General features: G+C 68.2%; 8 protein-coding genes and 1 pseudogene. 1 reads left to right on the top strand and 8 read right to left on the bottom strand.

Translation table 11 applies throughout. The features are described from left to right. The 8 genes and pseudogenes from B447_RS21200 to B447_RS21165 all read right to left on the bottom strand — a co-directional run. Positions 1 to 265, bottom strand: a pseudogene (locus tag B447_RS21200) (family 2A encapsulin nanocompartment cargo protein cysteine desulfurase); the annotation flags it as partial. Continuing rightward, entirely contained in the window at positions 234 to 1,172 is a 939-nt protein-coding gene (locus B447_RS21195; protein WP_004248844.1) for a family 2A encapsulin nanocompartment shell protein, read from the bottom strand. The gene B447_RS21195 and the pseudogene B447_RS21200, both read right to left, overlap by 32 nt. Positions 1,173 to 1,266: 94 nt before the next feature. Further along, positions 1,267 to 2,244 carry a serine O-acetyltransferase EpsC gene (epsC, locus tag B447_RS21190; protein ID WP_004248843.1) on the bottom strand — a complete coding sequence of 326 codons (978 nt, stop codon included), beginning with the start codon at positions 2,242 to 2,244 and terminating at the stop codon, positions 1,267 to 1,269. After that, positions 2,241 to 3,218 (bottom strand): cysteine synthase A, encoded by a 978-nt coding sequence (cysK, locus tag B447_RS21185; RefSeq protein WP_004248841.1) that lies wholly within the window; start codon positions 3,216 to 3,218, stop codon positions 2,241 to 2,243. The genes epsC and cysK overlap by 4 nt, the downstream gene beginning before the upstream one ends. Before the next feature lie 38 nt (positions 3,219 to 3,256). After that, a complete protein-coding gene (locus B447_RS21180; RefSeq protein ID WP_332306974.1) occupies positions 3,257 to 3,676 on the bottom strand; it encodes a rhodanese-like domain-containing protein in 420 nt (139 codons plus the stop codon). Positions 3,677 to 3,819: 143 nt separating this feature from the next. Next, positions 3,820 to 4,515 carry an RBBP9/YdeN family alpha/beta hydrolase gene (locus tag B447_RS21175; RefSeq protein ID WP_232431697.1) on the bottom strand — a complete coding sequence of 232 codons (696 nt, stop codon included), beginning with the start codon at positions 4,513 to 4,515 and terminating at the stop codon, positions 3,820 to 3,822. A gap of 19 nt (positions 4,516 to 4,534) precedes the next feature. Further along, the gene (locus B447_RS21170) at positions 4,535 to 4,750 is read right to left on the bottom strand and encodes a TOBE domain-containing protein (protein ID WP_004248837.1); all 216 of its coding nucleotides are present in this window, start codon (positions 4,748 to 4,750) and stop codon (positions 4,535 to 4,537) included. Positions 4,751 to 4,766: 16 nt separating this feature from the next. After that, on the bottom strand, positions 4,767 to 5,783 hold the full coding sequence (locus tag B447_RS21165) for a sulfate ABC transporter substrate-binding protein (RefSeq protein WP_004248836.1): 1,017 nt from the start codon (positions 5,781 to 5,783) through the stop codon (positions 4,767 to 4,769). Between the two features lie 705 nt (positions 5,784 to 6,488). Here B447_RS21165 and B447_RS21160 point away from each other — a divergent pair. After that, positions 6,489 to 8,350: UvrD-helicase domain-containing protein (locus B447_RS21160; RefSeq protein ID WP_004248835.1), on the top strand; the 1,862-nt coding region annotated here is incomplete at its 3' end.

Here is an 8,350-nt window from a genome sequence, read left to right as displayed (position 1 = left end):
GCGCGCGATCGACGATCGCCTCGGGCGCGCCGCTCGGCGTCCCGGCGGCCGGCGCCAGTGCGGGGGCACGGTTGCCCAGCGCCAGCTCAGGCTGTGCCGGCTGCGGCGGGCTGAACGGCAGCCGCAGGTCAGGGCTGCCGTTGGGCAGCGCCGCGAAGAACTCGCCGGCAAGCTGCGCCAGCACCGCGACGTCGGGCAAGCCCGCAGGTGCGCCGCCGAGGGCGGCCACCCCGTCACTTGTAGGTATCGAGTGCGGAGTAGTCATGGTACTTGCCCACTTCAACGTCATCGAGCACCGCCAGCGCGTCGTCGGAATGGACGACCAGCGAGCAGTACAGGGAGATCAGATAGGACGCGATCGCGTTGCGGCTGATGCCCATGAAGCGCACCGACAGCCCCGGACCCTGTTCGCCGGCGACCCCGGGCTGGAACAGGCCGGTCACGCCCTGGCGCTTCTCGCCCACGCGCAGCAGCAGGATCTTGGTCTTGCCGTCCTCGACCGGCACCTTGTCCGAGGGCACCAGCGGGATGCCACGCCAGGTCAGGAACTGCGAGCCGAAAAGCGACACGGTCGGGGGCGGCACGCCGCGGCGGGTGCATTCGCGGCCGAAAGCGGCGATCCCCAGCGGATGGGTGAGGAAGAAGGCGGGCTCCTTCCACACCTTGGTCAGCAGGTCGTCGAGATCGTCCGGGGTCGGTGCGCCGGTAAGCGTCGACAGGCGTTGATCGTCATGGACATTGGCCAGCAGCCCGTAGTCCGGGTTGTTGATCAGCTCGGACTCCTGGCGCTCCTTGACGGTTTCGATCGTCAGGCGGAGCTGCTCCTTGATCTGGTCGTGCGGGCTGCTGTAGAGGTCCGAGATCCGGGTATGAACGTCGAGCACGGTGGTGACTGCGTTCAGGAAGTACTCGCGTGGCTGGTCTTCGTAATCGACGAAGATCTGCGGCAGCTCGCCCTCGCCGTCGCGCTGCGAGCAGCTCACCTTCACGTCCTGCGGGTTTTTGACCTTGTTCAGGCGATAGATGCCGGCCTCGACCGGCAGCCATTGCAGGAAGTGCACCAGCCAGCGCGGCGTGATGGTCGCCAGTTGGGGGACGGTCTTGGTGGCGTTGGCAAGCTGGCGCGCGGCGGTATCGCCGAGCGCGTGATGCACCGTGGTTTCTGCAGCCATGATGGACTCCTTGTCCCTGCGTCGGCAGGGGTTATGAAAAGACGCGTTTGGAAGGATCTGGGCCGGGCGGGCGCCGCCCGACTGCGGGCTGCGGCTAGATGAAGTCGCCGCCGCCCCGAACCGGCCCATGTTGCAGGCTCGCCTGGGTCACGTGACTGCCGGGCGGTACGCTGCGGGTGAGCCACACGTTGCCGCCGATGCTCGAGCCGTGCCCGATGGTGATGCGTCCCAGCACGGTGGCGCCGGCATAGATCACCACGTTGTCCTCGACGATCGGGTGGCGGGCGCCGCCCTTGCTGAGGCTGCCGTCGGCCTCGCTGGCAAAGCTTCGTGCGCCGAGCGTGACCGCCTGGTAGAGCCGGACGTGCTTGCCGAGCACGGCGGTTTCGCCGATGACGACACCGGTGCCATGGTCGATGAAGAAGCCAGCGCCGATCTGCGCGCCAGGGTGGATGTCGATGCCCGTCTGGGAGTGCGCGATCTCCGCCAGGATGCGGGCGACCAGCGGCGCACCTAGTCGGTAGAGGGTGTGGGCAAGGCGATGATGGATCACCGCCACGACGCCCGGATAGCACAGCAGCACTTCGTCCACGCTGCGCGCAGCCGGATCGCCGTCGAAAGCGGCCTGGACATCGGTGTCGAGCAGCGCGCGTAGGCGCGGCAATTCGGCGGCGAAGCGGCGCACGATGTCGTCCGCGCGTGCGACGATGCTGCGCACCTCGCCCGCCTCATGTCGTGCCCGGTAGGCGAGTTCGAGCCGCACCTGGTGCAGGAGGGCGTTGAGCGCGTGGTGGAGCGTATGGCCGACGTAGAAATCCTCGCCTTCATGGCACAGATCGGCCGGGCCGAGCCGCATCGGGAAGAGGCCGCTGCACAGCGCCGCGGCGACGTCCTGCAGCGCATCGCGCGACGGGAACTCGCGTACCCCGAACTCGCATGTGCGTTGCTGGCTTTCCCGCCAGCGTTCGCGCGCCTGGCGCAGTTCGCCGACGATGCGCTCGAGGTCCCATCCGCCGCCAGGGCAGGCCGCGGGCGCAATGGCGCTGAAGTGCGGGCGGCCCGGGGCGTTCATGCCGCAATCCCCGATGCATCGAACAGGCCCTCGAACAGCGCTGAGCTCAGGTAGCGCTCGCCCGAATCCGGCAGGACGACGACGATCGTCTTGCCCTCGTTCTCCGGTTTCCGCGCCAGGCGAGCCGCGACCGCTGCCGCCGCACCGCAGGAGATGCCAGCCAGGATGCCTTCCTCGCGTGCGAGACGGCGCGCGTACTCGATCGCCTCCTCGTTGCTCACCTGCTCAATGCTGTCGACCAGCGACAACTCCAGCACCTGGGGTACGAAGCCGGCGCCGATGCCCTGGATCTTGTGTGGCCCGGGCTTGAGCGGTTCGCCGCTGCGCGCCTGCGTCAGCACCGGGCTGGCCGCGGGCTCGACGGCCACCGTGTGGATGGCTTTGCCCTTGGTGAGCTTGATGAAACGCGACACGCCGGTGATCGTCCCGCCGGTGCCAACGCCCGACACCAGGATGTCGATGGCGCCGTCGGTGTCGTTCCAGATCTCGGGGCCGGTGGTGGCTTCATGAACGGCGGGGTTGGCGGGATTCTTGAATTGCTGCAGCAGCACGTAACGGTCCGGGGCCGACGCGGCGATCTCCTCCGCCTTGGCGATGGCGCCGGCCATGCCCTTGGCGCCTTCGGTCAGTATTAGCTTGGCGCCATAGGCGACCAGCAGCTTGCGGCGCTCGATGCTCATCGTCTCCGGCATCGTCAGCGTCAGTGGAATACCCTTGGCGGCGGCGACGAATGCAAGGGCGATGCCGGTGTTGCCGCTGGTGGGCTCGACCAGTTCCTTGCCCGGCCCGAGCAGGCCACGTGCCTCGGCATCCTTCACCATCGATGCCCCGATACGGCACTTGACCGAATAGGCCGGGTTGCGTCCCTCGATCTTTGCTAGCACCGTCGCCTTCGCGTTGCCGATGATGCGGTTGAGGCGAACTAGCGGCGTGCCACCGATCGAATCGGCGTTATCGTTGAACCAGCGCGACATCTTGATTGACTCCCTTCAGGTCCGGGTGCGATCCGCTTTCAGTCCTGCACCCACGGCAGACCGGCGTGACGCCAGCCGTTGAAGGCTCCGCGGCGCTGGTTCTCGTCCAGATCACCTTCGAAGCCTTCGCTCACATTGAACACGTTCGTCAGCCCTGCTTTCGCTGCCGCTTCTGCTGCCAGCGCCGAGCGTTTGCCGCTGCGGCACAGCAGCAGAAGTGGCCGGCTCTTGCCCCCTTTGACCTCCAGTTCGCGCACGAAGCGAGGATTGCGTGTCAGGGACAAGCCGGTCGCCCACGGGACATGTACCGACTCGGGCACATGGCCGACGAACTTGCGTTCCTCCGCGCTGCGCACATCTACCAGCACGGCCTCTCCTTCCTGAACCAGGCTCCAGGCTTCCTGGGGCGTCACGCTGCCGGCAAAGGGCAAGCCCGCCGCTACGGCTTCGCTGAGCACGCGACATAAGATTGGCGGTTCCCCCGTGGCCTGGTGTGCAAAGGTATGCAGTGCGGATTTCGCGCGTACATCTGAATCTGCAATTTGAAGCATGATTGAATCTCCTCGAAATCACGTCGCAAGGGCTGTCCTCGCCGGAGACCTCAGTAGGGACTGGAGTCCACTGCGGCTGACTGGACCGTTCCGCGCAGGTTGAGGCAGCGTCGAGTCTGATGTCGAAGACGGGCCAGTGCGCTGTTGCGCCCACGCAAGGGTGGCTTTGCGTCGCGTGCAATCCAGCCCAGCGGCAGGTCCGCGGCAAGCTCGCGCAACTCTGCAAGCAATCCGAGCGCCCGAGGCCAAGGGCCGTGCCCGGACTCGGTGTTGATGTGACCAGCGTCGCCGACGTCAATCAGTCTGCTTCCCCAGCGCTCCGCCCATCCGAGCGCCACGTCCGGCCTCAACCAGGGATCCGTGCGGCTGACGACCATGAAGCTGGGGCAGGAGAGGCTGGACTGCGGTAGGAATTGCGCGACCCCGGTGACCCGCTGGGGTTCGGTCCGTAGGCCAAGCAGCTCGAAACGCTCTGGATCCGCAGGTGCGACCAGCAGCAGGCCGGCCACCCTCTGCGGTCGATCTACGGCGGCCACCAGGCTGGCCAAGCATCCGAAGCTGTGCGCTACGATCCATACCGCGCCTGCCGATGCGTCGATTTCACGCCGCACCTCACCCGCCCAGCGTGCAAGGAGCGGCGCATCCCAGTCGATCCCGGTGACGCGGCGTGTGTCTGGCAACTCGCTTTCGAGCCAGGTCTGCCAGTGGCCCGCGCCGCTTCCGCGGTAGCCGGGGACGATCAACACGGTCTGATGCACACTGACCTCAAAGCGTGGCGATCGATACTTCGGTGGACTTCACCAGCGCGACTACCTCGGAGCCGGGTTTGAGCCCGAGCTCGTCGACCGAGCGCGTGGTGATGACCGAGGTGACGATCCCAGAGGTGGTCTCGACATCGACCTCGCTAACGACGTCACCGCGAATGATCTCCTTCACCCGACCACGGAACTGGTTGCGGACGTTGATTGCCTGGATGGTCATGTATGCGCTCCTTGCCTTACTTGGCGTAGATCTGGTCGAAGGTGCCGCCGTCCGAGAAGTGTTTCTTCTGCGCCGCCTGCCAGCCGCCCAGGTCCTCGATGGTGATGAAGTTCACCTTGGGGAAGCGGGCGACGTGCTCGGGGTCGGCGAGCTCGGGCTTGACCGGACGGTAGTAGTGCTTGGCGGCGAGCTTCTGGCCCACCGGCGAGTACAGGTATTCGAGGTAGGCCTCGGCGACCTTGCGCGTGCCGCGTTTGTCGACGATGGCGTCGACCACGGCGACCGGCGGCTCGGCCAGGATCGACACCGAGGGCACGACGATCTCGAACTTGTCCGGCCCCAGCTCGTTGATCGACAGGAAGGCCTCGTTCTCCCAGGCCAGCAGCACGTCGCCCAGGCCGCGCTGGACGAAGCTGTTGGTGGCGCCGCGCGCAGCGGGGTCGAGCACCGGCACGTGCTTGAGCAGCTCGGTCACGTACTCGCGCGCCTTGTCCTCGCTGCCGTATTTCTGCAGTGCATAGCCCCAGGCCGCCAGGTAGTTCCAGCGCGCGCCGCCCGAGGTCTTCGGGTTCGGGGTGATGACCTCGACGCCCGGCTTGATCAGGTCGTCCCAGTCCTGGATGCCTTTCGGGTTGCCCTTGCGCACCAGGAAGACGATGGTCGAGGTGTAGGGCGAGGCATTGTGCGGCAGGCGCTTCTGCCAGTCGGGCGCGAGCTTGCCCGCATGTTCGACGATGGCGTCGATGTCGTAGGCCAGCGCCAGCGTGACCACGTCGGCGTCGAGGCCGTCGATCACCGAGCGCGCCTGCTTGCCCGAGCCGCCGTGCGACTGGCGCACCGTCACCGTCTCGCCGGTCTGGGCCTGCCAGTGCTTGGCAAACTCGGGGTTGAATTCCTGGTAGAGCTCGCGTGTCGGGTCGTAGGACACGTTGAGCAAGGTGGTCTGCGCCTGGGCGCCGCCAACGAGGCCACTGGAAAGGCCGGTGGCAAGTGCGAGGGCGAGCAGGCTGCGTCGGATCGGGCTGAACTTCATGGTCGGGCTCCTTGTTTGGGTGTCGGTGATGGACGAAATCTATCTGTCCGCCCTGGCGACCTGAACCAAGAAAAAACGCATTGCTTATTCAAGTCCGAGCACGCTTGCCTACAGCCCGCCGCCGTGGTTGATCACCCGCGTGGGAGCGGCGCGAGCCGCGAGGGGTTGAAGGCGATGGCGATGGGGTACTGCCCGAGAAACTCGCGGCTTGCGTCGCTCCTACAGCACCCCGCCGCGGTTGATCACCCGCGTGGGAGCGGCGCGAGCCGCGAGGGGTTGAAGGCGATGGCGATGGGGTACTGCCCGAGAAACTCGCGACTTGCGTCGCTCCTACAGCCCGCCGCCGTGGTTGATCACCCGCGTGGGAGCGGCACGAGCCGCGAGGGGTTGAAGGCGATGGCGATGGGGTGTTGCCCGAGAAGCTCGCGACTTGCGTCGCTCCTACAGCCCGCCGCCGCGGTTGATCACCCGCGTGGGAGCGGCGCGAGCCGCGAGGGGGTGAAGGCGATGGCGATGGGGTACTGCCCGAGAGGCTCGCGACCTGCGTCGCTCCTACAGTGCGCCGCCGCGGTTGATCACCTGCGTGGGAGCGGCGCGAGCCGCGAGGGGTTGAAGGCGGTGGCGATGGGGTACTGCCCGAGAAACTCGCGACTTGCGTCGCTCCTGCGGTACCCCGCCGTGCCGCCCTCCGTTACCATCGCCGCCATGTCCGCCGCTCCCGAACTCGACGTCTTCCATTGCCCGCTCGACGGCGTCCGCCTGGTCGAGGCCTCGGCCGGTACAGGCAAGACCTGGAACATCTGCGGTCTCTACCTGCGCCTGCTACTCGAACGCGGGCTGGGGGTGGAGTCGCTGCTGGTGGTCACCTTCACCAAGGCCGCCACTGCCGAGCTGTCGGGGCGCATCCGCGACCGCCTCGCCGAGACCCTGCGCGTGCTCGACGGCACCGCCCCAGGCGGCGACCCCTTCGTGCCGCGCCTGATCGAGACGGTGCAGGCGCGCGGCGTCGACACCGCACTGATGCGCCTGCGCCTGCGCCATGCGCTGCAGGTCTTCGACGAGGCGTCGATCTTCACTATCCACGGCTTCTGCCAGCGTGCGCTCGCCGATACGCCCTTCGCTGCCGGCCTGCCCTATGCGCTCGAGCTGGTCGAGGACGACGACGCGCTGCGCCTGGAGGTGGTGCGCGACTTCTGGCGGCGCGAGTTCGCCGGCGGTGCGCTGCCCGCGGCGCTCGCCGCCCACCTGCTGGCACGCCGGGACAGCCCCGAGGCGTGGGCGGACGTCCTCGGCCGCCACATGGCGCGCCCGCTCGCGCGCGTGCTGTGGGACGAGGCCGCGCACGCGGCTGAGGATGCCCGTTGTGCCGCTGCCGTTGATGCCGCGCAGGTGCGCCTGGATGCGGCCTGGGCCGCGGCGCGTGCGCTGGCCGGCGAGCGCGAGTCCGCGGTCGAGCACGTGCTGGCCAGCCTCGAGCACCTCAACGCCACCAGCTACAAGGCCGATGCGGTGGCGCGCGCGGGCGCCGAGTGGGCGCACTGGCTGGGCGCGCACGACGTCTCCGCGCCGCTGCCAAAGGACCACAAGCTCGCCCTGCTTGCCGCCGACACCTTGCTCGCGCGCAGCAAGAAGGATGCCCTCAAGCGTGGCCTGGCGCCGCCTGCCCACCCCTTCTTCGATGCCGCCGCCGAGCTGCTCGCCGCCCGTGCAGAGGCCGAAGCCCTGCTCGACGGCTTGCGCGCGGGCCTGCTGCGGCGCTGCATCGAGTCGGGGGCGGAAGCACTGCGCCGGCGCAAGCGCGACGAGCGCCAGATTGCCTTCGACGACATCCTGTGGAATGCCCACCAGGCCTTGCACGGTGGCGCCCAGCCCTGGCTTGCGGCGGCGCTGCATGCGCGTTATCCGGTGGCGCTGATCGACGAATTCCAGGACACCGACCCGCTGCAGTTCGGCATCTTCGACCGCATCTACCGCGCCGAGGGTCGTCACGGCACGCTGTTCCTGGTCGGCGACCCCAAGCAGGCGATCTACAGCTTCCGCAGCGCCGACCTGTTTACCTACCTGATGGCGCGCGAGCGTGCCGATGCGCGCTACACCCTGGCCCACAACCAGCGCTCGGCGCCCGCACTGATCGAGGCCTGCAACCGCCTGTTCGGTGCCAATCCGGCCGTGTTCATGATGACCGGGCTGGATTACGTGCAGGTCGGCGCCGGCAGCCGGCCGCGCACGCCGCTGGTCGACGACACCGAGGCCGGGGAGGGCGGCGCAGCACCGGGCGACCCCGGACCACCGCTGCGGCTGTGGCGGATCCCGCGCGACGAGACGCTGGCGACGGCCGGGGGTGAAGAGGGCGAACAGAGCGACGGCGGTGATGGGCAGGCCGGCGGTGACGGCGCTCTGGATGCGAGCGGCGGCGTGCGCCTGGCGCGTGCCGAGGCCTTGCGCCGTGCTGCACGTGCGAGCGCGGCCGAGATCGCCCGCCTGATCGCAGCTGGTGCGGCCGGGCGCATCCGCATCGGCGAGCGCCCGCTCGCGCCAGCCGACATCGCTGAGGTAGGCATCGACCA

This window comes from Thauera sp. 27, from assembly GCF_000310125.2.
GTDB lineage: Bacteria > Pseudomonadota > Gammaproteobacteria > Burkholderiales > Rhodocyclaceae > Thauera > Thauera mechernichensis.
The sequence above is the reverse complement of the archived record's forward strand: the minus strand, read 5'-3'. Positions and strand labels throughout refer to the sequence as shown.